Consider the following 22635-nt stretch of genomic DNA (forward strand, 5'->3'; position numbering starts at 1 on the left):
GGTGACAGAGGTTCTGGGCCCCGTTGACAACGTCAGGCGTGCGCTGACGGAAGCAGGCGCCCGTGACACGGTCACCGTCTTCACCACAAAGGTCCCGACGGCGGCCGCCGCCGCTGCCGCTTTGGGGTGCGACGTTGCCGCAATCACCAACAGCCTGGTCTTCGAACACGATGGCTCGCCCCTGCTGATCCTGGCCAGCGGCGCCGCCAGAGTGGATCTGGGCAAAGTGGCCGCGCAACTGGGCACCGGGAAATTCCGCCGGGCCACTCCCGATTTCGTGCTGCACCACACGGGCCAGGAAATCGGTGGAGTTGCCCCGCTGGGACACCCCAGCAGGATCCGCACCCTCCTGGACCACTCCCTGGCGGCCCACTCGTTGCTGTGGGCGGGCGCCGGGGACCACAATTCGATGTTCTCGATCAGCTATGAAGAACTTCGCAGGATCACCGAAGCCGAAGAGCTCACCGTCCGCTAAGCCAGTGTGATCAGGTCCAGGTAGTCCTCATTCCAGAGGTCCTCGACACCGTCGGGCAGCAGCACAACGCGCTCGGGGTTCAGGGCTTCAACAGCCCCCTCGTCGTGGCTCACCAGCACAACGGCGCCGGTGTAGTTGCTCAGGGCACCGAGGATTTCTGCGCGGCTGGCCGGGTCGAGGTTGTTGGTGGGCTCGTCAAGGAGCAGCACGTTCGCGCTCGAGGCAACGATGGTGGCCAGCGCCAGTCGGGTCTTTTCGCCGCCGGAGAGAACGCCGGCAGGTTTGTCGACGTCGTCCCCGGAGAACAGGAACGAGCCCAGGATGCCACGGACTTCGGAGTCGTTCATGTCCGGGGCGGAGGAACGCATGTTCTGCAGGACGGTGCGGTCCACGTCCAGCGTCTCGTGCTCCTGGGCGTAGTAGCCCACCTTCAGGCCGTGGCCGGGAATCACTTCTCCGGTGTCGGGCTTGTCGACGCCGGCGAGCATTCTCAGCAGTGTGGTCTTTCCGGCGCCGTTGAGGCCGAGGATGACAACCTTGGAGCCGCGGTCGATCGCCAGGTCCACGTCGGTGAAGATTTCCAGCGAGCCGTAGGACTTGCTGAGACCGTCCGCGGTGAGCGGGGTCTTGCCGCAGGGCGAGGGATCCGGGAAGCGCAGTGCTGCAACGCGGTCGGTCTCGCGGACTGCCTCCAGGCCGCCGAGGAGCCGTTCGGCACGCTTGGCCATGTTCTGCGCGGCAACGGCCTTGGTGGCCTTGGCACGCATCTTATTAGCCTGGTCGAACAGGACCTGGGCCTTTTTCTCCGCATTGGCACGCTCGCGCTTGCGGGCGCGCTCGTCGGTTTCGCGCTGGGCGAGGTAGCGCTTCCAGTCCATGTTGTAGAAATCGATCTGCGCGCGGTTTGCGTCCAGCAGGAAGACTTTGTTCACGGTGGCTTCGAGCAGTTCGGTGTCGTGGCTGATCACGATCAGGCCGCCCTGGTGGTTCTTGAGGAACTCCCGCAGCCAGGCGATGGAGTCGGCGTCGAGGTGGTTGGTGGGCTCATCGAGCAGCATGGTCTCGGCATCGGAGTAAAGGATGCGGGCGAGCTCGACGCGGCGGCGCTGACCGCCGGAGAGGGTCTTCAGCGGTTGGTTCAGCAGCCGGTCAGGCAGCGCAAGGTTGGAGCAGATCGCCGCGGCTTCAGCCTCCGCGGAGTAGCCGCCCGCCGCAAGGAACTCGGACTCGAGCCGGTCGTAGCGGTTCATTGCTTTACGCTGGACCTCGGGGTCCTCGCTGGCCATGTCCTCATGCGTCTGGCGGAGTTTGCCTACGGCGATGTCCAGGCCCCGGGCGGAAAGGATCCGGTCGCGGGCGAGTTGTTCCATGTCCGGGGTGCGGGGATCCTGCGGCAGGTAGCCGATCTCGCCGCTGCGGGTGACCTTGCCGCCGGCAGGGAGGCCTTCGCCTGCCAGGACCCGGGTGAGCGTGGTCTTTCCTGCACCGTTACGGCCGACGAGGCCGATCTTGTCTCCCTTGTCGATCCGGAAGCTCACCTGGTCCATAAGGAGGCGGGCGCCGGCGCGCAGTTCGAGATCCTGGACGGTAATCAATGCAGCTAAGGCCTTTCACAACGGGGAACGCCGCGGCACAACGAATGAAATCTGAAGGGCGCCGGGGCAGTGTGGCCGAGAGAACGGCCTCTACCAGTCTACCGGCAGCTCCCCCGGCGGAATACCGGAGCGGAACGGGCAGATCGACGTGCACCGTGAACGACTCCCGGTACAGTCCGGGACCGCTATTGGATACCCCATCCAGTGCACGGACTCCTGCTTAGTGGATCCCCTACAAAATGGGGGCCTCGCCGGGAACGTATCGTCAGAATCCAGAGGAATTTGCCATTACCACCGACAGGACATCCCCATGACCCAGACTGAGAACGCCGTGGCCGGCCACGACAACCGCCGCAGCCGCTGGAACGCCACCGACCTCGGACTCATTGCCGTCTTCGCTGCCCTCGTGGCCGCGTCAGCGCTCGTCGCCGCAATTCCCGTGGGCGCCCTGGGCGTGCCCATCACCGTCCAGACCCTCGCCGTGATGCTGACAGGGATGGCGCTCGGCGCGGGGCGGGCATTTGCCGCCGTCGGGCTCTACACTCTCCTGGGCCTCGCCGGCCTTCCCATCTTCAGTGGAGGCCGCGGCGGCCTCGGGGTTCTGGCCGGGCCATCGGCGGGCTACCTTGTGGGTTTTGTCCTCGGCGCCGCAGTGGTGGGCTGGCTGACGCAGCTTGTCATCCGTCGTACGCGGAAGCGCCGCGGCCTTCTCCTGTTCGCCGCCGCCATGGTGACAAGCATTGTGGCCATCCACGGCCTGGGCGTGCTCGGCATGATGCTCAATGCCAAACTGGATCTGTCCAAGGCGTTCATCCTTGACCTGGCCTACTACCCGGGCGACATCCTGAAGAACGTCCTGGCCGTAATCATCGCCCTTGCGTTGCACAAGGCCTTCCCCGACCTCCTGATCCGCCGCGCCGGCCACCGTGACGCGGGTGCCGGGACGGTTCCGGCAGCCGACTAGCCATGAGCCGCATCACCCTTGACGGAGTGGCCGTCCGCGTCATCGTGGACGGGTCCGATCAGCCCAAGACCCTGCTCACGGATCTGTCGCTGACCCTGGCAGAACACCGGATCGGCGTCATTGGAGCCAACGGTTCCGGGAAGTCCACGCTCCTGCGCCTGCTCAACGGTCTGGTCGCACCCAGCTGCGGGTCGGTGAGCGTGGACGGGGCTGACTCCGTCCGGTCGGTCCGCACGCTGCGGAGGCAGGTCGGCTTCGTCTTCACCGACCCCCTGTCCCAGCTGGTGATGCCCACCGGGAGGGAGGATGTTGAACTCTCGCTCCGGCGGTCCATCCGAAATGCCAGGGAACGCAGGCAGCGGGCTGAGTCCATCCTGGACCGGTTCGGCTTGCTGCCGCTGGCCGACCAAAGCATTTACGAGCTCTCCGGCGGTGAACGCCAACTCCTGGCCCTGGCCGCCGTGCTGGCGGTGGATCCCGCCGTACTGGTGCTGGACGAACCGTCCACGCTCCTTGACTTGCGCAACCGCGAGCTGCTGCGCCGGACCCTGTCAGGGCTGAGCCAGCAGATCGTGATGTCCACGCATGACCTGGACCTTGTCCGTGATATGGACCGCGTCCTCGTGGTGGAGGCCGGACGGGTGGTGTTCGACGGCGGTGCCGACGCCGCCGTCGAGCATTACCGGGCGCTGTCCATGGCCGGACTGCCACCAGCAGATGCGGGGAGCCGGTGAACGGACACAGCTTCCTCCTGGTCAACTATGTGCCGGGCAGCTCGTTGATCCACCGGGCGCCGCTCTCGCTGAAATTCGCAGCGGTGCTCGGCTGCGGCCTGGCTTCGTTCCTGGTTGTGGACTGGGCGGTGGCAGCCGCGGTGCTGGTGCTCCTGTGCGCTCTTTTCCTGCTCAGCGGAGCCGGCCCGTACCGCCTGGTCCGCTCGGTGCGCCCCATCCTGCCGGTCCTCCTGGCCATTGGCCTCTTCCAATGGTGGCAGCTGGGCGGCCCCGTGGCGGTGCGGATTGTCCTGAACGTGCTGGTCTGCGTGGTGGCGGCATCGCTGCTCACTGCCACCACGCCGATCCAGCGCCTCCTCGATGGCGTGGTGTCCCTGGCAAGGCCCCTCACCCGGTTCGGCGCGGATCCGGAACGCTTTGCACTGACGATCGCCATCATGCTCCGCAGCATCCCGTTCATCGTCGGCGCCTACTCCGATGTCCGGGACTCCGCACGCGCCCGCGGCCTGGAACGGAACCCGCGGGCGCTCATTCTGCCGGTTTTCATCACCACGGTGGCCTATGCGCGGCAAACCGGTGACGCGCTGGCCGCCCGAGGGCTCGGCGAACCCGATGACGGCAAGGACTCAAACGGCGGCTGACTAGTCCGCTGTCCCGCTAACCGAATCGGCGGTAGCGGAAAAGGGCTGCGGTGCCCATCCCACCGGCAATACTGATCATGGCCAGGCTCAGCTGACCGTCGCCTGCACGCGCGCTTCCCTCCAGCGCCGGGGCTGAAGCCCTTCGAGCCTGCGCGAGTATCCTCGTGACCAGGACAGCCCCCGACGCGCCGTAGGCGTGCCCAAGCGCCAACGCCCCGCCGTCACGGTTGGCGTGCCGTGGGTCGATTCCCAACCGCTCCAGGCAGGCAAGGGTCTGGGAGGCGAAAGCCTCGTTGAACTCGACAAGACCCAGCGCGGCCGGAGCCACCGCGTGATCTGCAAGTAGACGCTCCGCCGCGACGGCGGCGCCCATGCCGAGGAGCCGAGGATCCACCCCCGCGGTATCGGTGCCCAACACCAGCAACCCGTCCCGGGCGCCAAGCTCGCGCGCCCGGGTCAGGGATGTCAGAACGACGGCGGACGCGCCGTCGGCGTCGAAGCAGGAGTTTGCGGCGGTCACGGTCCCACCCTGAACGAACACCGGCGGGAAGCGGGACATCAGGGCCGCCGTCAGGCTGGCCCGGGGGCCGTCGTCGCTGGCCACCAGCGCCCCTGACGATGCCTGAAGTGGGACGGTCTCGCCGTCGAAGGTTCCGGACGCGGCCGCCCGCAGGGCCCGTTGATGGCTCCGCAGTGAGAACTCATCCTGCCGGGCGCGGCTGATCCCGAAGTCCGCGGCCACATTTTCGGCGGCGACGCCCATGTCCGGATCGCCGTAGCTCAGCGGAACGAACTGTGCCCGTTTAAAGAAGTCAGGTGGGCCGGCGGGCGTCCGGTTCGCCCGCAGGGGCGCGGTGCTGATGCTCTCCACACCGCCGGCAAGGTAGGCGCCGCCACCGCCGGCCGCTACCAGGCGCGATGCCAGGACGATGGCATCCAGGCCCGAGCCGCACTGCCGGTCCACCGTCAGACCCGGCACTGTGACCGGCATTCCGGCCTCCAAAGCAGCAAGGCGCGCAACGTTGCCGCCACCGCCCACGGCATTGCCGATCACCACGTCCCCCACTGCTTCAGGCGGCAGCCCTGTGTCCGCGAGAAGCCGTGCCAGGACGGGCGCCAGCAGCTGGTGGGCCCTGACGTCACCCAATGCGCCGTTGACCCGGCGGATGGGGGTGCGTAAAGCGGCGATGATGACCGGCTGACGGTCCTCGGGGAGGGCGGGCTGGAAGCGCACTGGGCTGCGCACGTCAGGCAAGGGGCCGGATCCGGGGGTCGCGCCGGTCGATCCAGTCGAGCAACAATTGCCGGCTCACCTTGCCGCGGTCCGTCAGCGGCAGCTCCTCAAGCGCGTAATACTGCAGCGGCCGCTTATCCCTGGGCAGGATGTCATACAGGCCCGCCTTGACCTGGGTGGCGGTGATGCCGCCATGTGACGGAACGACGCCGGCCACCACGCGCTGGCCCCGGACGTCATCGGCCATTCCCGCGGCCACGGCAGCCGCCACGCCCGGAACAGAGGACAGGGCGAGTTCCACCTCGTGCGGATAGACATTCTTGCCGGCGGTAATGATCATGTCGGAGCGGCGCCCCAGGATATGCAGCACCCCGCCGGAAAGGTAGCCCTGGTCCCCCACCGTGAACCAGCCGCCGAAGCAGCGCAGGGCCTGGCCGTCGTCGCCCCAGAGGTATCCGTTGCTGACCATGCCGCTGCGCACGCAGATGTTTCCGTCGGCGCCGTCCGGAACCGGCGCTCCGGCGTCGTCCAGGATCCGGACGTCCACACCGGGGAACGGGACCCCGATTCCCGTACCGCCGGCGTCCAGCGGCTCGCCCGCGCGAAGTCCCGCGCCGGAGACAAAGCTGAGTTCGGAGGCGCCGTAATATTCAAAGATCGTTGCGTTCGGCGCCCAGCGGCGGGCCGCGTCAAGGGTGCGGGCATCAAGTTTTGAACCGGCGCAGATGATGCTGGTGATCCCGGAGGCGTCCACCCCGCCGGTCAGGCCGCGCTCGCTGAGCAGCCGGAGCATGGTGGGCACGAGCACCAGCCGGGTGATGCCGTCATGGCCGATCGCCGCGTGGACATCGCCGACGTCGAAAGACTCCAGGGTGTGGAATTCGGCGCCGGCGTAGAGGCACTCGGACAGCGCATACAGGTTGAGGCTGGCCGCCAGGGGACCGGGTGCCAGGGTCTTGTCCGCGGCGGTCAGGCCGAAGAATTCGATCGACGCGTCAAAGGACAGCTGCCAGGACCGCCGCGAGCGGGTGAACGCCTTCGGAACGGAGGTGGTGCCCGAGGTCAGGCCGATCAGGAAGGGTGTGTCCGGGGGGCCGTCGCCGAGGCCCGTGCCCGGGACCGGTTCCCGATGGCCGGCCCGTGAGCGGGTGAGCCGTTCGGCAATATCCTCCTGCAGCTGTTTGGGCCACGTCGGATCCAGGACTGCGCACTGCCTCTCTCCCGCCACAGCGGCGGCGAAGGCAACAGCGAACTCCGGCGAGTTCGCCTCGGCAAGCACGGTGACCGCGGTGGAGTGCGCCACCCTTGCGGCCGCGGCGTCACGGAGGCCCGACCAGCTGATGTGCCGCCCACCCACAACGACGGCGGTGTCGTCCGGGCGTTCATCGGCCCAGCGGTGAAGTCTATTGAGAAAAGGCATCGGATCAACTTTACCGGCGGGGCCCGCTGCGGCGCTGACCCTAAACGCTATTGTGACAATATGAGTTTCAATGACAATGTCCAGCTGGACCCGTCCCAGGTCCAGGACCGGCGCGGTATGGGCCGCGGCACCAAGATTGGCGGCGGGATAGGCGGCGGGATCATCCTGTTGCTCGCGGCCCTCTTCGGCATCAACCCAAGCCTCCTGGAAGGGCTGACCGGAGCCGCCCCGGAGCAGTCGCAGGCCCAGGGCAGCGCGCCGGCGTGCAAGACCGGAGCCGACGCCGATGCGCGCCTGGACTGCCGGATCACCGGCACCGTGAACAGCCTCAATGCCTTCTGGCCCTCGTATCTGGCGCAGTACAAGACGAAGTACTCCCAGCCGCACGCGGTGATATTCAGCGCAGCTACGGACACCGGTTGCGGCGCGGCAACCACGGAGGTGGGACCCTTCTATTGCCCGGTGGATACCACTGCCTACTTCGATCCCGGTTTCTTCCAGGAGCTCGTGGACCGCTTCGGCTCTTCCGGGGGCCCGCTTGCGCAGGAATACGTGGTGGCCCACGAGTTCGGGCACCATGTGCAGAACCTGCTGGGCACCTTGGACCGCGCGCAGCAGGATCCGCAGGGTCCGCAGTCCGGCGGCGTCCGCGTTGAGTTGCAGGCCGACTGCTATGCCGGAATCTGGGTCAACCACGCCACCACCACCCCCGATCCCAACACCGGCAAGCCGTTCCTTGAGCCGCTCAAGCAGCAGGACCTGCAGGACGCGTTGTCCGCCGCGGCCTCGGTGGGCGATGACCGGATCCAGAAGGCCGCCACCGGTCGCGTTTCCCCCGAGTCCTGGACCCACGGCTCCAGCGCCCAGCGCCAAAAATGGTTCTACCAGGGCTATAAAACCGGAGACATCAACGAGTGCGACACCTTCAGCGTCGCCACGCCTTAGCACCCCATAAGACCCCGTAAGAACCGGCAAACAAGAACGGCGGGCCCACCTCCAGGAGGTGGGCCCGCCGTTCTTGTTTGGCAGGAACTAGATGTTGAAGCCCAGTGCGCGCATTTGGTCGCGGCCGTCCTCGGTGATCCGCTCGGGACCCCACGGCGGCATCCAAACCCAGTTCAGGCGCCAGTCGTCCACGATTCCGTCGAGGGCTTTGCCAACCTGCTCCTCGATGACATCGGTGAGCGGGCAAGCTGCCGTGGTCAGGGTCATGTCGATCAGCAGGGCACCGTCGTCGTCCGAGTACTTCAGTCCGTACAGCAGGCCCAGGTCAACGATGTTGACACCCAGTTCAGGGTCGATCACATCCTTGAGTGCCTCTTCGACATCCTCGAGGCCCGTGCGGGCCGTATTGATTTCCGTCATGGCGGAGTCCTAACTAGGCCTGTGCCGCACCGGTGGTGGCGGCAGCAATGGTGGCTGCTCCGGCGCCCGTGGCGTAGCGGTCGTAGCCTTCTTCTTCGAGGCGGTCGGCCAGCTCGGGGCCGCCTTCCTCAACAACCTGGCCGTCAACGAAGACGTGGACGAAGTCCGGCTTGATGTAGCGCAGGATGCGGGTGTAGTGCGTGATGAGGAGCGTGCCCATGTTGCCGGCGGCGTGGGCGCGGTTGACGCCCTCGGAGACCACCTTCAGCGCGTCAACGTCCAGGCCGGAGTCCGTCTCGTCAAGGATGGCGAACTTGGGCTTGAAGAGCTCCAGCTGAAGGATTTCCACGCGCTTCTTTTCGCCGCCGGAGAAGCCCTCGTTGACGTTGCGCTGGGCGAAGTCGGCATCGATGCGCAGCTGCGCCATGGCAGCCTTGACGTCCTTGGTCCAGGTGCGGAGCGCCGGAGCCTGGCCATCGATGGCCGTCTTGGCGGTGCGCAGGAAGTTGGTCATGCTGACCCCGGGAACCTCAACGGGGTACTGCATGGCCAGGAAGACGCCGGCGCGGGCGCGCTCGTCCACGCTCATGGCCAGGACGTCTTCGCCGTCGAGCGTGATGGAACCGCTCGTGACCTTGTAACGCGGGTGGCCGGCGATGGTGGAAGCCAGCGTGGATTTGCCCGAACCGTTCGGTCCCATGATCGCGTGGGTCTGACCCGTCTTGATGGTCAGGCTGACGCCCTTAAGGATCTCCTTGGTGCCCTGCTCAGTGTCAATACTGACGTGCAGGTCCTTGATCTCAAGAGTAGACATGTATCTTGTTCTCCTCTGCACCGTGCCCTCCGGCTGCGGTGCGGTTTCTCGTAGATAAGTTTCTAAGCGTGCTGCGGGCCCAGTGGACGGGCCGCCCGGTCAGCTGAAGTTAGGGACTTCGGCACCGTTCACGATGTTGGTGACGTCAACGTAGACGTTGTCGTCCTGGATGGTCACGGCGAATACCGGCACGGGATCGTAGGCCGGCAGCTGAAGCGGCTGGCCGCTGCGGAGATCGAACTGCGAGCCGTGGCCCCAGCACTCGATCTTGCAGTCCTCAACCTCACCCTCGGAGAGTGAGATGTCCGCGTGCGAGCACGTGTCACCGATGGCGTGGATTTCGCCCATGGAGTCCTTCACGATGGCTACGGGGTAGTCATCGATCAGGATCCGCAGCGCCTGCTTAACCTGGATCTCATTGGCGTTGCAGACAAGCTCGCCTTTTGGCTGGTCAGTCATCTGGTGTTTGTCCCGTGTTTCTAGTTGTTGGTGGCCGCGAGTTCGCGCTCAACCGCATCGGTGAGCCGCTCTTCGAGGGCCGGAACACCGATGTGCTGGATAATTTCGTGCAGGAAGCCACGGACCACCAGGCGGCGGGCCACGTCCTCCGGAATGCCGCGTGCCATCAGGTAGAACAGGTGCTGGTCATCGAGGCGGCCGGTGGCACTCGCGTGGCCGGCGCCCTTGATCAGGCCGGTCTCGATCTCAAGGTTGGGCACCGAATCGGCACGGGCGCCGTCGGTGAGCAACAGGTTCCGGTTGGCCTCGTAGCTGTCGGTGCCTTCGGCTTCCTTGCGGATCAGGACGTCCCCCACCCAGACGGTGTGCGCGTTGCGTCCCTGGAGGGCGCCCTTGTACAGAACGTTTGACTTGCAGTTGGCCACCGCGTGGTCAACGAACAGGCGCTGCTCAAGGTGCTGGCCGGCGTCGGCAAAGTACAGGCCGAACATCTCGGCCTCTCCGCCCGGGGCCGTGAACCGTGCGGACGGCGTGACGCGGACCAGGTCCCCGCCGAGGCTGACCACGACGTGCTTGAACTTGGCGTCCCGGCCGATCTTCGCCTGCTGGGAGGAGGCGTGCACTGCGTCCTCGTTCCACTCCTGAAGCGAGATGACGGACAGTTCGGCGCCGTCCTCCACCACAATTTCCACGTTTTCGGAAACAACGGCGCTGCCGTGGTGGTCCAGGACCACCACAGACTTGGAGAACTTCTGCGCAACGATGACGAGGTGCTGGGCGGACGGCTCAACGCCCTGTCCGCTCAGGACAACGTTGATTTCGCTGCCCGCCTGAAGCTCTGCCGGAACGGTAATCACGGTGGCCTCGGCGAAGTGCTCCCAGGCGTTGGCCGAAACCCGGTCCTCGGGGATGCCCGCGGAGCCGATGCGCTTGTCCTCGCGCCCCACGGTTTCGACCGTAACTGCGTCCGGTCCCGTGACGGTGATGGCCGGGGCCGAACCGACGAGGGCCTCGGCGTGGAGTCCACGGAGACGCTTGAGCGGTGTGAACCGCCAGTCTTCCTCCATGCCGGTCAGCGGCTTGAAATCAGCCAGCTTGTAGGACGTCAGGCGGCCGGCGCGTGAGCTGTCCGGGATGCCGACGCCGCCGCCGTGGGAGTGGCGCTTGACGGCTTCGCCCGCCAAGGGGGCCTTGGAGCCGGCCGAATTGATCGGGGAAAGGCTCTCGCCTTCCTCGGTGAAGCCGTTGATGAACGGCTGGGCTGACGGCGCGCCGATGCGGGCCTTTTCAGTAGTGATATCAGTCATTAACCGACCGATCCTTCCATCTGCAGTTCAATCAGTCGGTTCAGTTCGAGGGCGTATTCCATCGGAAGCTCGCGGGAGATCGGTTCGATGAAGCCGCGGACGATCATCGCCATGGCCTCGTCTTCGCGCATGCCGCGGGACATCAGGTAGAACAGTTGCTCTTCGCTGACGCGCGAGACCGTGGCCTCGTGCCCCATCACAACGTCATCCTCACGGATGTCGATGTAGGGGTAGGTGTCCGAGCGGCTGATGGTGTCCACCAGGAGGGCGTCGCAGCGGACGGTGTTGGCCGAGTGCTTGGCGCCTTCGCGGACCTGGACCAGGCCGCGGTACGCGGCGCGGCCGCCGCCACGGGCAACGGACTTGGAGACGATGGAGCTCTTGGTGTTCGGCGCGATGTGCACCATCTTCGAGCCCGTGTCCTGGTGCTGGCCCTCGCCGGCGAAGGCGATGGAAAGCGTCTCACCCTTGGCGTGCTCGCCCACAAGGTAGACGGCCGGGTACTTCATGGTGACCTTGGAGCCGATGTTGCCATCGATCCACTCCATGGTGGCGCCCTCTTCGCAGATGGCGCGCTTGGTCACGAGGTTGTACACGTTGTTGGACCAGTTCTGGATGGTGGTGTAGCGGACGCGGGCGCCCTTCTTCACGATGATCTCCACAACGGCCGAGTGCAGCGAGTCAGAGGTGTAGATCGGCGCGGTGCAGCCTTCGATGTAGTGGACGTAGGAGTCCTCGTCGGCGATGATCAGGGTGCGCTCGAACTGGCCCATGTTTTCCGTGTTGATGCGGAAGTACGCCTGCAGCGGGATGTCAACGTGGACGCCCTTGGGCACGTACACGAAGGAACCGCCGGACCACACGGCCGTGTTCAGCGAAGCGAACTTGTTATCGCCCACCGGAATGATGGTTCCGAAGTACTCCTGGAAGATTTCCGGGTGCTCGCGCAGAGCGGTGTCCGTGTCCAGGAAGATAACGCCCTGTGCTTCGAGATCTTCACGGATCTGGTGGTAGACCACCTCGGACTCGTACTGGGCGGCGACGCCGGAAACGAGGCGGCTGCGCTCCGCTTCCGGGATGCCCAGCTTCTCGTAGGTGTTGCGGATGTCCTCGGGGAGGTCCTCCCACGTGGCAGCCTGCTTCTCGGTTGAGCGCACGAAGTACTTGATGTTGTCGAAGTCGATGCCCGAGAGGTCCGCGCCCCAAGTGGGCATGGGCTTGCGATCGAAGTACTTCAGGCCCTTAAGGCGCAGATCAAGCATCCATTCCGGCTCGCTCTTCTTGGCCGAAATGTCGCGGACGACGTCTTCGTTAATGCCACGGCGGGCATTGGCGCCGACGTCTGTCTTATCGGCCCAGCCGTATTCATAGGTGCCGATACCGTGGAGCTCGGGATTCTTTTCCAGAATTTCCGAAATCACAGTCGTTTCAGCAACCTTTTTCTCTGATAGTTGGTCCGTCATCACGGCCTTTCTTGCAGATGGTTGGATACTTCATCCAGGCTGCCCGGGGCACCTGCAGAGCCGATGGGCTCTTTGGCGGCTGGACGGCCTGTAGGTATGTGGGTGGTGCAGACGTGTCCGCCCCGTGCGAGCGTGGACAGCCTGCGGACGTCGACGCCGACAAGCCGCGAGAAGACTTCGGTTTCGGCGTCGCAGAATACGGGGAATTTCGTGGCCAGATGCTGGATGGGGCAGTGCCCCTGGCACAGCTGGACGCTGGACAAGGCGGCAGGCAGGGGCGCCCTGGCCTCGATGGTTGCCGCCGACGCCACAAAGCCGTCCCGGCTCAGCGCTGCTGACAACGCCTCGGCGCGGGCCGTGATATCGGCGCCGGCGGCGTCAATCTCAGGAGCATAACGCCGTTCCATGTCCGCGAACCGCTCGACGGCGAACGCGCGGACGGCGTCGGGTCCGGCGATCTCGCACAGGCGCTGCAGGGCCGAGGCAGCGATGTCAAGGTAGTCATTGCCCAGCGTCGACTGTCCCTGGGAGCTGAGGACGTAGCGGCGGGCCGGGCGGCCGGCGCCTGCACCTGCCCGGGCCACGCGCTTGACTTCGATCACGCCGGAGCGGGACAGGTGGTCAAGGTGGCGCCGTACGGCGGCGGGGGTGAAACCGAGCAGGTCGCCCAGTTCAGCGGCGCTCACGGGGCCGTGCTCCAGGACAGCGCTCAACACCCGGTCACGCGTGCGCTCTTCGGCATCGGCTGCGGACGCGGAGTGCCCCGCCGTGTGCCGGGCGGCGGCCGTTCCCGCTGCGGGCCGGAGCGAACGGGCCGCACCAATTGGCGCGTTGGACCCGGTTCGGGGCGCAGAAAGAGGAGTGCTCATGGAATACACAACACAATCATGTCGTAATTTAGTCCGCTGATCCAGTAAGGCGAGGCTGACCTCCGTCAACCGACTGCCAGGCATCCTCCTTACTACATCCCGTAGAATGCTTTGGTGCGATCCACCGAATCCCCCGTCCTGTCCATCAGCGGACTCATTAAGGACGTCGGCCCACTGGCCTCCCTCGACGGCAAGATGCTCCGGGTAGTGAGCGGGCTCTCCCTCACTGCCGGACGCGGACAAATCACGGCCCTGCTGGGAGCCAACGGCGCCGGCAAGACCACCACCATAGAATGCGCCCAGGGGCTCCAACGGCGAACCGGCGGGACGATTTCGCTCCTGGGCGAAGACCCGGACGCAGCAGGGGCAGCCCTGCGCTCACGCGTCGGCGTGATGCTGCAGGATGGCGGACTTCCGCCGTCGGCCCATCCGATCCCCCTGCTCAAGCACATTTCCGGGATGTACCAGGACCCGTGGCCGGTGGAGGACCTCATCCAGAGGCTCGGAATCAACACCTTCGGCCGGACCACCGTGAGGCGCCTCTCGGGCGGCCAGAAGCAGCGGCTGGCCCTCGCGGCCGCGTTGATCGGCAATCCGGAGGTCCTGTTCCTTGACGAGCCGAGCGCCGGCCTGGATCCCCAGTCACGCCAGCTCGTGTTCGAGCTGATATCGGAACTTCGCGACAGCGGCATGGGAATCATCCTGACCACCCACCTTATGGACGACGCCCAGCGGCTGGCCGACTACGTCTACATCATTGATGCCGGCAGGAACGTGGCCGAGGGCACGGTCGCCCAGTTGCTGCAGCGCAACGTGCCTTCCGGCGCAGCCCAGGAGCACATCCGCACCCTGCTCTTCGAGGCGCCGCCGGGCCTCGATTTCACCGGTGTCCTCCCCGACACGGTCGATTTCCGGGAAACTCGGGCCGGGAGCTACTCGGCCACGGGCGCCCTGACGCCGCACGACCTGGCCGCGCTGACCGCATGGTGGGCCGCCCGCGGCATCATGCCGGGTTCCATGAGCCTTGAAGCCCGCAGCCTTGAAGACGTATTTCTGGACATCTCGGGAAGGGACCTTCGATGAACCGGGTTCTCGGCAGTGCCCCTGCCCCACTGCCTCAGCGCATCCTGCTCCAGGGCAAATACGAGGCGCTCACCATGATCAGGAACGGCGAGCAGCTCATCCTGGCCGTTGTGATGCCCCTGTTGGCCATGGTGGGGCTGAAAGTGACCCCATTGCTCGATGGCCTGGGAAGCAGCCGCATCGACATTGCCGTTCCGGGCGTTCTCGCACTATGCGCCATGTCTACGGCGTTCACCGGGCAAGGGATCGCCACAGGCTTTGACCGCCGTTACGGCGTCCTGCGGTTCCTGTCCACCACACCCCTGGGCCGCACCGGCCTGATTGCAGGCAAGATTCTGGCGGTTCTGGCCGTACTGGTCCTGCAGGTGCTGGTGGTGGGCGCCGTGGCCCTGATACTCGGCTGGCAACCAAACCCGGCCGGCTGGCTGCCGGGACTGGCCCTGCTGGTTCTCGGGGCTGCGGCCTTTACCGCCCTGGGGCTCTTGGTGGCAGGCACCGTGCGGCCCGAGGCGACCCTGGCGATCACCAACCTGTTGTGGATCCTGCTCGGAGCCCTGGGCGGCATCGTCCTGCCCGTGGAGCGGCAGCCCGCACTCGCGCAGGCAATCGTCCACTACCTGCCCTCCGGCGCCCTGGGACAAGCCCTGCGGGACGCTTTCCTGCACGGAAGCCTCAATGGAGGCGCCGCCCTTATCCTGTTGCTGTGGACGGTACTCGCCGGCGCAGCAGCCATCCGTTGGTTCAAGTGGAATTGAGAAAACCGTGAGCACGGCATCGCGCCTCCCCCAGATATTCGGACGGATAACGTCCAAACTTCCAGTGACGGTCGATTCGACCGTCCGCAGGCTCGCCCTCCTCTCGCTGATCGGACAGACGGTGCTGGTAGTGACGGGCGGGGCTGTCCGCCTGACGGCCTCCGGGCTTGGCTGCCCCACCTGGCCGCGCTGCACCAGCGGCTCGTTGATCAACACCCCAGAAATGGGAATTCACGGATTTATCGAGTTCGGCAACCGGCTGCTCACCTTCGCTCTGGCAGCAATTGCCGCGCTCATGCTGGTGTACTTGTGGAACCTCCGCAAGGAACGGCGTGACCTGTTCCTGCTGGCACTTGGACTGCTTGCCAGCATCCCCGCCCAGGCAGTGATCGGCGGCATCACGGTCCTGACGCAGCTCAACCCTTGGGTTGTGGGCCTGCACTTCCTGGTTTCCATGGCGCTCGTGGTGTTTGCCACGCTTCTGGTCAACAGGGCCTACGGACGGACCGGACGGTTTATGGACCGCTACCTCCCGGCACTGCCCGGCTCCGCCCGGCCGGTCATGACCGCAGTGGCAGTCTTCTCCGCCGTGGCCGTGACGCTCGGCGTGGTGGTAACCGGCGCCGGACCACATGCCGGTGACGCCAACGCCCCCCGGAACGACCTTGACTGGGACCTCTTCGCCCACATCCACGCAGTTCCTGCCTACTTGATCACCGCGGGAGGAGTGTTCGGCCTGTACCTGGTGTTCCGTGGCAGGATCACGGGCCTCTTCCGGACAGCCGTGCTGATGCTTTTCGCCGTCACCATCCTTCAGGCGGTCATCGGCTTCACGCAGTACTACAACGGGATTCCCGCCCTGCTGGTGGCCGCCCACATGCTGGGGGCCGCCCTGCTGATGAGCGCCGCCACCAACGCCGCCGACGTCGCGCATTCCAGCCCCGTCAAATAGAGGCATCCAGCGCAGCAGCATCCCGCTCAGCACAAGACAACGCGGGGTCACTTGCCCGCCCACTCCGGAGTTCCGGATGGGTGGGAAAGTGGCCCCGCGTTGCTGCTTGTTGCTCTGATTGTGCGGCGCTGTCGCTGCAGCGGCGGTTTCTCGACGAAGCTGGCGCTTCGCGCGAACTCCTTAGCGCGGCATGATGGCCGAACCCACAAACGGATCCACGGCCAGAGCGATGAAGAGAAGCGTCAGGTAGCTGATGGAACCGTGGAAGACCTTCATGGCTCCCTTGTTCGAGACATCGCCGCCCTGCGCGCGGGTGTACAGCGCATGTGATTCGTAGAGGAACCAGGCGCCGGCCAGGACGGCCGTAACCGTGTAGACCCAGCCCGCGCCGCCCGCCGGGATCATCAGAAGCGAGCACGCCACCATGGCCCAGGCGTAGAGCACCACTTGGACGGAGACCACCTTCGCACCCGCGATTGCGCCCAGCATGGGCACATTCGCATTGCGGTAATCTTCGCCGTACCGCATGGACAGCGGCCAGTAGTGCGGCGGCGTCCAGAGGAATATCACCATAAAGAGGACGACGGCGGGCCATTCCACCGTGTTGGTAACGGCGGACCAGGCGATGAGTACCGGGAAGCAGCCGGCCGCCCCGCCCCACACAATGTTCTGGGCCGTGCGCCGCTTGAGGATCATGGTGTAGATGACCACATAGAAAAGGATGGCTCCGAGCCCAAGCCACGCGGAGAGCGGATTGGCGCCGAACCACAGGATGGCAATCGAGGCCGCTCCCAGCAGCCAGGCGAAAACCAGCGCTTCGCGCGGTGTCACCTCGCCGGTGACCAGCGGCCTGTTCTCCGTCCGGTGCATCAGCTTGTCAATGTCGCGGTCGATGTAGCAGTTGAAAGCGCCGGCGCTGCCGGCGGCGAAAGCACCGCCCACCAGGGTAGCCAGGATAAGCCCGATCGAGGGGAATCCGCGCTCGGCATAGATCATGGTGGGAAGCGTGCTGACGAGCAGGAGTTCTATGACCCGGGGTTTCGTAAGGGCCAGGTACGCCTTTGCTTTGCGGGCTAGCCCGATTTTCCCCGGTGCCCGGGAGGTGTTCAGCGGCGTATCTGTTGTGCTCACGGTGGCAGTCACTCTGTTCTGTCTGGCTGTTCAGTCCGGCCGGTTGGTGCAGCGGTTCGTGCAGCGGCGGGGCCCGAGGCGGGCCTGTTCGCTCCGCTGATGGCCTCCGAATATCATACCGTGGCTCTTCCGCCCCCGAGCTCCAGGTGATTCCGGCAGATTAACTGAAGCTCACAACGGGATTCCGGGCCGGTGATTCATATAAGGAAAATTCAGTCCACTTAGTGAGATATACGCTGACCAGCAGATGGAATAGGGCTAAGCTGTTTTGCAGATCAGCACGCAAGGGATTCCGCTTTAAAGCGCGTACCCGTCTCGTCACACGCGACTGAATGATAGATCAACGTTTCAATGGTGAACGGCTGGTACAAACCGCAGCGGGCACCATTTTGGGGTGCCCCGCTCCGGCCTGTCCGTACCACCTGCCGTCAGCACAGAGAGGGGCCCGGTTTTCGTGCCACATTTGGAAGAGCAAGAACTGTCATGGACCAGTTTGGACCAGCGCGCCGTTGACACGGTGCGTGTCCTGGCCGCTGATGCGGTCGAAAAAGTAGGCAACGGCCACCCGGGCACTGCCATGAGCCTGGCCCCGGCCGCGTACCTGCTCTTCCAGAAGCTGATGCGCCACGATCCGAAAAACCCGGACTGGATCGGCCGCGACCGTTTCATCCTCTCCCCCGGCCACACATCCCTCACGCTGTACATCCAGCTCTTCCTCTCCGGTTACGGCCTGGAACTGGATGACCTCAAGGCTCTGCGCACCTGGGGTTCACTGACCCCCGGGCACCCGGAGTACAAGCACACCGCCGGTGTGGAGATCACCACCGGCCCCCTCGGCCAGGGCCTGGCGTCCTCGGTCGGTTTCGCCTACTCCCAGCGCCGCCAACGCGGCCTCTTCGACGCCGACGCTCCCGCCGGCACGTCCCCGTTCGACCACACCATCTGGGTCATTGCCTCCGACGGCGACCTCCAGGAAGGCGTTACCTCCGAGGCGTCCTCGCTGGCCGGACACCAGGAACTGGGCAACCTGGTGGTGATCTACGACGAGAACCACATCTCCATCGAGGACGACACCGACATCGCCTTCACCGAGGACGTCCTCAAGCGCTACGAGGCCTACGGCTGGCACATCCAGCGCGTGGACTGGACCAAGACCGGCGAGTACAAGGAAGACGTCCAGGAGCTGTACTCGGCCCTGCTCGCGGCCAAGGCCGAGACGTCCAAGCCCTCCATCATTTCGCTGCGCACCATCATCGGCTACCCGGCCCCCAAGAAGCAGAACACCGGCAAGATCCACGGCTCGGCACTCGGTGCCGAGGAATTGGCCGCGCTGAAGAATGTTCTGGGCTTCGATCCGGCCAGGTCCTTCCAGGTTGACGAGGACGTCCTGGCGCACGCCCGTGCGGTTGTTGACCGCGGTGCCGCGGCCCGCGCGGATTGGCAGGGCTCCTTCGAGTCCTGGCAGGCCGCCAACCCTGACGGCGCCGCACTGCTGGAGCGCGTGGAGGCCCGCAAGCTCCCGGTTGAGCTCGAGTCCGCTTTGCCGGTCTTCGAAGCAGGCAAGGACGTCTCCACACGCGCCGCCTCCGGTAAGGTCCTGAACGCCATCGGCCCGGTCATGCCCGAGCTCTGGGGCGGCTCGGCGGACCTCGCCGAATCGAACAACACCACCATCGAGGGCTCCCCGTCCTTTGTTCCCGCCTCCAAGCAGACGAACGCGTGGAAGGGCAACCCGTACGGACGGGTGCTGCACTTCGGCATCCGTGAGCACGCGGCGGCCTCGATCGTGAACGGCATCGCCCTGCACGGGAAGACCCGGGCGTTCTCCGGCACGTTCCTGATCTTCTCCGACTACCAGCGCCCCGCGATCCGGCTCGGTGCCCTGATGGGTGTCCCGTCGCTGTACGTGTGGACCCATGACTCCATCGGCCTGGGCGAAGACGGCCCCACCCACCAGCCGGTGGAGCAGCTGGCCTCCCTTCGGGCCATCCCGGGCCTGGACGTGGTCCGTCCCGGCGACGCGAACGAGGTCGCCGCGGCGTGGAAGGTCATGCTCGAAAACCACGAGAACCCTGCCGGCATCGTGCTGACCCGCCAGAACATCCCCACCTACGCCCGCGGCGAAGGCGAAGCCGAGGCCGACGCGTTCGGTTCCGTGTCCGGCGTAGCGAAGGGCGGCTACGTCCTCGCCGAGGCCTCCCGGGACGGCAAGACCGCCGACGCCCAGGTCATCCTGATCGGCACCGGCTCCGAAGTCCAGCTCGCCGTCCAGGCCCGCGAGGCACTCCAGGCCGAGGGCATTCCCACCCGCGTGGTGTCCATGCCGTGCGTGGAGTGGTTCAACAAGCAGGACGCCGCGTACCGCGAGGCCGTCCTGCCCGCGGCGGTCAAGGCGCGGGTTTCCGTGGAAGCCGGCCTTGCCCTGGGCTGGAAGGAATTCGTCGGCGACGCCGGACGTTCCGTCAGCCTCGAGCACTTCGGCGCCTCCGCGGACTACAAGCGCCTCTTCCAGGAATTCGGCATCACGGCGGCGGCTGTCGCCGCAGCGGCGAAGGACTCCCTCGCCGGTCTTTCATCCTGACAAGCACCCACATTCTTCAAGGAGTTATGACATGACTACCCCCACCCAGCAGCTCTCCGACGCCGGCGTGTCCATCTGGCTCGATGACCTTTCCCGCGGGCGCCTCACGACCGGCACCCTGCGCAAGCTCATCGAAGAGAAGAACGTCGTTGGCGTCACCACCAACCCGTCCATCTTCCACGCCGCCATCACCGCCGGCCACGACTACGACGCCACCATCGCGGCGCAGGCCGCTGCCGGCGCGTCCGTGGAAGAGACCGTCTTTGAAATCACCACCACCGACGTCGCCGACGCCTGCGACCTGTTCGCCCCGGTCGCCGCCGCCACCAAGGGTGTGGACGGCCGCGTGTCCATCGAAGTGGACCCCCGCCTCGCCTGGGACACCGCCGGCACCATCGCCGAGGCGAAGCACCTGTACAAGAAGGTCAACAAGGACAACGTCCTGATCAAGATCCCGGCAACCCTTGAAGGCCTCGAAGCGATCACGGCTACCCTGGCCGCGGGCATCAGCGTGAACGTGACGCTGATCTTCTCGCTGGAGCGCTACCGCGCGGTCATCAACGCGTTCCAGTCCGGCCTGGAGCAGGCCAAGGAGAACGGCCAGGATCTCTCAAAGATCCACTCGGTGGCCTCGTTCTTCGTCTCCCGCGTGGATGCCGAAATCGACAAGCGCCTCGACGCCCTTGGCACCGATGAGGCCAAGGCCCTCAAGGGCAAGGCCGGCCTGGCCAACGCACGCCTGGCCTACCAGGTCTATGAGGAACTGTTCTCCACCGAGCGCTGGGGGCTCCTGGCGGATGCCGGCGCGCTGCCGCAGCGCCCCCTGTGGGCGTCCACCGGCGTGAAGGACCCGGCATACCCGGACACCCTGTACGTCACCGAACTGGTGGCGCCCGGGGTGGTCAACACCATGCCCGAGAAAACTCTCGACGCGACGTTCGACCACGGCGTCATCACCGGTGACACCATCACCCGCGGATACGACGACGCGAATGCCACGCTTAATGCCCTCGACGCCCTGGGCATCTCCTACAACGAGGTCGTGGCCCTGCTTGAGTCCGAGGGCCTGGACAAGTTCGTGGCCAGCTGGAAGGAACTCCTGGGCGACGTCGAAGGCGCCCTTGCGTCCGCACGGAAGGCTTCCTAACCCATCATGACAACTCTCAGCTACGACGCCAGTGGCGCTGCCCGCCAGGCCCACGAACAGCACCTGCCCGCACTGCTGGAGGACCGGGTTGCCACCCGGATCTTCGCCAAGGACGCCACACTCTGGGGTCCCGATGCCGAGCAGGAATCTGCTGTCCGGCTGGGCTGGGTAGAGGCGGCCACTGTTTCACAGGCCCTGGTTGCCGACATCCTGGCACTGCGCGAGGCCCTGAGGTCAGAGGGCGTCACCCGCATTGTCCTCTGCGGCATGGGCGGCTCGTCCCTGGCTCCCGAGGTCATCGCCGGCACCGCTGGCGTCGAGCTGACCGTGTTGGACAGCACGGACCCCGAGCAGGTCAGCGCCGCCTTGGCTGACCGGCTCGCGGAAACGGCCATCGTTGTCTCCTCAAAGTCCGGATCCACCCTGGAAACGGACTCCCAGCGCCGGATTTTCGAACAGGCCTTCACGGATGCCGGCATCGACGCGGCGAGCCGGATTATCATTGTCACGGACCCCGGATCGCCGCTGGACCAGGCGTCCCGGGAAGCCGGCTATCGTGCGGTGTTCAACGCGGACCCCAACGTGGGCGGACGCTATTCCGCGCTGACGGCCTTCGGTCTTGTCCCTTCCGGTCTGGCCGGGGTGGACATCCAGGCGTTCCTCGATGAAGCCGAGGAAACGGCGGAAATCCTCAACGAGGACTCCGAGGACAACATCGGGCTCGCCCTTGGCTCCGCCCTGGGAGGCACCAGCCCCCTGCGCAATAAAATTGTCATCGCCGAGGACGGCTCAGGCATCGTCGGCTTCGCGGACTGGGCTGAACAGCTCATTGCCGAATCCACCGGCAAGCTCGGCACCGGCGTTTTGCCCGTTGTCGCCGGCCCGGACTCCCCTGAAGTGACCTCCGGTGCAGCGGATGTCCTGGTTGTCCGGCTCGTTTCGGCCGACGCCGACGACGTCCAGCTGGGCGCAAACGAGGTTGCCATCGCCGGTGGCCTTGCGACGCAGATGATGGTGTGGGAGTTCGCCACGGCCGTTGCCGGACGCCTGCTGGGCATCAACCCGTTTGACCAGCCCGACGTCGAGGCCGCCAAGGTGGCGGCCCGCGGGCTGCTGGACGCGCAGCCCGAGCCCACACCCGCCAACTTCGTCGACGGGGCCGTTGAGGTCAGGGGTGGTGACTGGCTCGGCGACGCCGCAACGGCGTCCGAAGCCGTGTCCGCCCTGCTCGCCGAACTCGCCCCGGACAGCTACCTCAGTGTCCAGGCGTACTTTGACCGCTTGGCCTACGCTTCGCTGGAAGGCGTCCGCGATCAGTTCGCCGCCGTCAGCGGCCGTCCCGTGACGTTTGGCTGGGGCCCGCGGTTCCTGCACTCCACCGGTCAGTTCCACAAGGGCGGCCCGGCTATTGGCGTGTTCCTCCAGGTCACGGCGGCGTCCGCTACTGATCTGCCCATTCCGGGCAGGCCCTTCACGTTCGGAGAGCTGATCACGGCACAGGCCGCGGGCGACGCCCAGGTCCTGGTCGAACACGGACGTCCGGTCCTCCGCCTGCACCTGACGGACCGTGCTGCCGGAGTCCGGCAGCTGCAGGACCTTGTCTCAGCGCTTGCCGGCAAGGCAGCCTCCCACACTCAAAGCTAAGG

The 22635-nt window shown here is 65.9% G+C and carries 21 protein-coding genes; 11 read left to right on the forward strand and 10 right to left on the reverse strand.

Annotated features, from left to right (window positions below):
• Position 1: 1 nt before the first annotated feature.
• The gene (locus ACP4XC_RS11590; protein WP_427169698.1) at positions 2–475 is read left to right on the forward strand and encodes a YbaK/EbsC family protein; all 474 of its coding nucleotides are present in this window, start codon (positions 2–4) and stop codon (positions 473–475) included.
• Here ACP4XC_RS11590 and ACP4XC_RS11595 read toward each other — a convergent pair.
• Positions 472–2070: an ABC-F family ATP-binding cassette domain-containing protein gene (locus tag ACP4XC_RS11595; RefSeq protein WP_427169700.1), complete on the reverse strand. Its 1599-nt coding sequence runs from the start codon at positions 2068–2070 to the stop codon at positions 472–474. The two genes, ACP4XC_RS11590 and ACP4XC_RS11595, sit on opposite strands and share 4 nt — an antisense overlap.
• 310 nt (positions 2071–2380) lie before the next feature.
• Here ACP4XC_RS11595 and ACP4XC_RS11600 point away from each other — a divergent pair, with 310 nt between their 5' ends.
• Genes ACP4XC_RS11600 through ACP4XC_RS11610 form a run of 3 tightly spaced genes read left to right on the forward strand, consistent with a single transcriptional unit; the run spans position 2381 to position 4409 of the window.
• The gene (locus tag ACP4XC_RS11600) at positions 2381–3034 is read left to right on the forward strand and encodes a biotin transporter BioY (protein ID WP_427169703.1); all 654 of its coding nucleotides are present in this window, start codon (positions 2381–2383) and stop codon (positions 3032–3034) included.
• Positions 3035–3036: 2 nt separating this feature from the next.
• Positions 3037–3768 (forward strand): energy-coupling factor ABC transporter ATP-binding protein, encoded by a 732-nt coding sequence (locus ACP4XC_RS11605; RefSeq protein ID WP_427169704.1) that lies wholly within the window; start codon positions 3037–3039, stop codon positions 3766–3768.
• The gene (locus ACP4XC_RS11610) at positions 3765–4409 is read left to right on the forward strand and encodes an energy-coupling factor transporter transmembrane component T family protein (protein WP_427169705.1); all 645 of its coding nucleotides are present in this window, start codon (positions 3765–3767) and stop codon (positions 4407–4409) included. Before ACP4XC_RS11605 ends, ACP4XC_RS11610 begins: the two co-directional genes overlap by 4 nt.
• A gap of 16 nt (positions 4410–4425) precedes the next feature.
• On the opposite strand, the gene ACP4XC_RS11615 is transcribed toward ACP4XC_RS11610, so the two are convergent.
• Together ACP4XC_RS11615 and ACP4XC_RS11620 are read right to left on the reverse strand one after the other, a co-directional pair.
• A complete protein-coding gene (locus ACP4XC_RS11615; RefSeq protein WP_427169707.1) occupies positions 4426–5655 on the reverse strand; it encodes a thiolase family protein in 1230 nt (409 codons plus the stop codon).
• A 1-nt stretch (position 5656) separates the two neighbouring features.
• Positions 5657–7063, reverse strand: a complete 1407-nt coding sequence (locus ACP4XC_RS11620; protein WP_427169709.1) for a class I adenylate-forming enzyme family protein — start codon at positions 7061–7063, stop codon at positions 5657–5659.
• A gap of 60 nt (positions 7064–7123) precedes the next feature.
• Between ACP4XC_RS11620 and ypfJ the strand changes: the two genes are divergently transcribed.
• Positions 7124–8008, forward strand: coding sequence for a KPN_02809 family neutral zinc metallopeptidase (gene ypfJ, locus ACP4XC_RS11625; protein WP_427169711.1), 885 nt, complete (start codon positions 7124–7126; stop codon positions 8006–8008).
• Positions 8009–8095: 87 nt separating this feature from the next.
• Here the strand turns inward: ypfJ and ACP4XC_RS11630 are convergent, their stop codons facing one another.
• From ACP4XC_RS11630 to ACP4XC_RS11655, 6 genes are all read right to left on the reverse strand, one after another.
• On the reverse strand, positions 8096–8428 hold the full coding sequence (locus ACP4XC_RS11630) for a metal-sulfur cluster assembly factor (RefSeq protein WP_146337626.1): 333 nt from the start codon (positions 8426–8428) through the stop codon (positions 8096–8098).
• Positions 8429–8441: 13 nt separating this feature from the next.
• Positions 8442–9242 (reverse strand): Fe-S cluster assembly ATPase SufC, encoded by an 801-nt coding sequence (gene sufC, locus ACP4XC_RS11635; RefSeq protein WP_427169713.1) that lies wholly within the window; start codon positions 9240–9242, stop codon positions 8442–8444.
• A 99-nt stretch (positions 9243–9341) separates the two neighbouring features.
• Positions 9342–9701, reverse strand: a complete 360-nt coding sequence (locus ACP4XC_RS11640) for a non-heme iron oxygenase ferredoxin subunit (protein WP_427169715.1) — start codon at positions 9699–9701, stop codon at positions 9342–9344.
• Positions 9702–9721: 20 nt separating this feature from the next.
• A complete protein-coding gene (gene sufD, locus ACP4XC_RS11645; RefSeq protein WP_427169718.1) occupies positions 9722–11008 on the reverse strand; it encodes a Fe-S cluster assembly protein SufD in 1287 nt (428 codons plus the stop codon).
• Positions 11008–12471 carry a Fe-S cluster assembly protein SufB gene (sufB, locus tag ACP4XC_RS11650; protein ID WP_427169720.1) on the reverse strand — a complete coding sequence of 488 codons (1464 nt, stop codon included), beginning with the start codon at positions 12469–12471 and terminating at the stop codon, positions 11008–11010. The genes sufD and sufB overlap by 1 nt, the downstream gene beginning before the upstream one ends.
• Positions 12471–13340, reverse strand: a complete 870-nt coding sequence (locus ACP4XC_RS11655; RefSeq protein WP_427169722.1) for a helix-turn-helix transcriptional regulator — start codon at positions 13338–13340, stop codon at positions 12471–12473. Before ACP4XC_RS11655 ends, sufB begins: the two co-directional genes overlap by 1 nt.
• 114 nt (positions 13341–13454) lie before the next feature.
• Here ACP4XC_RS11655 and ACP4XC_RS11660 point away from each other — a divergent pair, with 114 nt between their 5' ends.
• From ACP4XC_RS11660 to ACP4XC_RS11670, 3 genes are read left to right on the forward strand one after another with little or no spacing between them, the layout of a single operon-like run.
• Complete coding sequence (locus tag ACP4XC_RS11660) at positions 13455–14423, forward strand: ABC transporter ATP-binding protein (protein ID WP_427169724.1); 969 nt, start codon at positions 13455–13457, stop codon at positions 14421–14423.
• Entirely contained in the window at positions 14420–15178 is a 759-nt protein-coding gene (locus tag ACP4XC_RS11665; RefSeq protein ID WP_427169726.1) for an ABC transporter permease, read from the forward strand. The genes ACP4XC_RS11660 and ACP4XC_RS11665 overlap by 4 nt, the downstream gene beginning before the upstream one ends.
• Before the next feature lie 7 nt (positions 15179–15185).
• On the forward strand, positions 15186–16130 hold the full coding sequence (locus ACP4XC_RS11670; RefSeq protein WP_427169728.1) for a COX15/CtaA family protein: 945 nt from the start codon (positions 15186–15188) through the stop codon (positions 16128–16130).
• A gap of 180 nt (positions 16131–16310) precedes the next feature.
• Here ACP4XC_RS11670 and ACP4XC_RS11675 read toward each other — a convergent pair whose 3' ends face one another.
• The gene (locus tag ACP4XC_RS11675) at positions 16311–17273 is read right to left on the reverse strand and encodes a heme o synthase (protein WP_427169731.1); all 963 of its coding nucleotides are present in this window, start codon (positions 17271–17273) and stop codon (positions 16311–16313) included.
• Positions 17274–17724: 451 nt separating this feature from the next.
• Between ACP4XC_RS11675 and tkt the strand changes: the two genes are divergently transcribed.
• Genes tkt through ACP4XC_RS11690 form a run of 3 tightly spaced genes read left to right on the forward strand, consistent with a single transcriptional unit; the run spans position 17725 to position 22633 of the window.
• Complete coding sequence (tkt, locus tag ACP4XC_RS11680) at positions 17725–19842, forward strand: transketolase (RefSeq protein WP_427175094.1); 2118 nt, start codon at positions 17725–17727, stop codon at positions 19840–19842.
• 31 nt (positions 19843–19873) lie between these two features.
• Positions 19874–20989: a transaldolase gene (tal, locus tag ACP4XC_RS11685; protein ID WP_427169733.1), complete on the forward strand. Its 1116-nt coding sequence runs from the start codon at positions 19874–19876 to the stop codon at positions 20987–20989.
• 6 nt (positions 20990–20995) lie between these two features.
• Positions 20996–22633 (forward strand): glucose-6-phosphate isomerase, encoded by a 1638-nt coding sequence (locus tag ACP4XC_RS11690; protein ID WP_427169735.1) that lies wholly within the window; start codon positions 20996–20998, stop codon positions 22631–22633.
• Positions 22634–22635 lie beyond the last annotated feature (2 nt).

Origin of the sequence: Arthrobacter sp. 92 (assembly GCF_050260325.1) — a bacterium.
Lineage (GTDB): Bacteria > Actinomycetota > Actinomycetes > Actinomycetales > Micrococcaceae > Arthrobacter.